The 1,351-nt window shown below is 72.0% G+C and carries 2 protein-coding genes; one reads left to right on the top strand and one right to left on the bottom strand.

Annotated elements, in window-relative coordinates; translation table 11 throughout:
- A partial coding sequence (locus ACFU6K_RS39130; protein ID WP_380671460.1) for a hypothetical protein occupies positions 1-274 on the bottom strand: 274 nt, incomplete at its 3' end.
- Between the two features lie 456 nt (positions 275-730).
- Between ACFU6K_RS39130 and ACFU6K_RS39125 the strand changes: the two genes are divergently transcribed.
- A partial coding sequence (locus ACFU6K_RS39125) for a MarR family winged helix-turn-helix transcriptional regulator (protein WP_380671458.1) occupies positions 731-1,351 on the top strand: 621 nt, incomplete at its 3' end.

The raw sequence follows: 1,351 nt of genomic DNA, 5'->3' as shown, positions 1-1,351 counted from the left end.
CCGCCGGGTCGTCGAAGGTGGCGCCCGAACCCGTGAAGGAGCCGGTGACGCCGTTGTCGTCCGCCCAGATCCAGAAGTCGGCGTGCGAGACACCGTCGGGGCCGACATGGGATTCGACGGCCGCGAGGCCGGCGCCGTTCTCGTTGGCGGTGAAGAAACCCTTGCCGTAGTTCGCGTCGATGCCTCCAGTGCCGGCCGAGGCGAGGCCGGCGCAGCCGAGAACGAGCGGGACGGTGAGGGCGCCGACAGCCACGACTCGCTTGAGAGCACGCATGAAAATCTCCTCCACGGAGTTTCTGGATCGAGTGGCGGCGCCGGTCGGCCCCGCCGCGATTCAGACAGCCACGGCCCGCACCCCGTCGCAACCGGCGCCGCGACCCGTCCGGCCTCACGCCCCGTCAGAATCGCCGATCCCACCAGCGGAAATACAGTTCGTATGCCTATCTCGCAGGATCAGTCGGCTGGAGCACTCCCCCGTCACCCCTCGTCCCGATCGGCCCCCGCCACGGACCGCCGCCGCACCGCCCCGTCCCGGCCCGCCCCTCGGCAACGTCATTCGAACGGGCCGATACGCGGCTCGAACGTACGGGAACGGTTGGCTGGCGGCTCGGGCGGCCGACGCACCCCAGCGGAGCGCGCGTCCGACTTCCACCGAAGCCCCGCCCATCGCGGGCGAGTTGACGGACCACCTCCTTGACAGGCGCGCCCCACAGTGCAGAATGACTTCATTATGAAGCAGGTACATACAGTGGGGGAGACGGCGACCGGCCCGTTGGGGCGGGATGCCGAGGGTCGGCTGTACGACAGCAGGGTGCGGACGGCCATGGGCGTGTTCACCAAGGGCGGGGACACCCTGGCGCTGGAGGCGGCGGCCGCCGCACGCTCGGCGTTCCACGCGGTGGAGAAGCTGCGGGCGCACGGATCACGGGGGCGGGGGCTGAGCGCGGGGGCACTGGACGTGCTGGTGCGGCTCGGTGCGGCGAGCAGGACGGGTGGAACGGCCGGAGGGAGTGAACCAGGCCTGACCGTAGGCGAGTTGGCCCGGGCCGGCGGGGTGAGCCCGCGCAACGCGACCGGCCTGGTGGACACCCTGGAGCGGGAGGGTCTGGCCCGCCGCTCCCCCGACCCGAACGACCGGCGGGCGGTGCTGGTCTCCGCGACGGACGAGGGGCTGGCCTGGCTGGAGGAGTTCCGGGCGCCCACCGAGCGCGCGATGGCCGCCGTCTTCCGCGGCTTCAGCCCCGAGGAGCTGGCCCAACTGCGGCACCTGTGCCTGCGGTTGGTGGAGAACCAGCAGCAGATCGAGCAGTACCTGACCGCGGTCCCGGACGGCCCGGGCGCGGAGGTCAGC

The organism is Kitasatospora sp. NPDC057512, assembly GCF_042802135.1.
Taxonomy (GTDB): domain Bacteria; phylum Actinomycetota; class Actinomycetes; order Streptomycetales; family Streptomycetaceae; genus Kitasatospora.
This window is presented reverse-complemented; position numbering and strand designations above follow the sequence as displayed.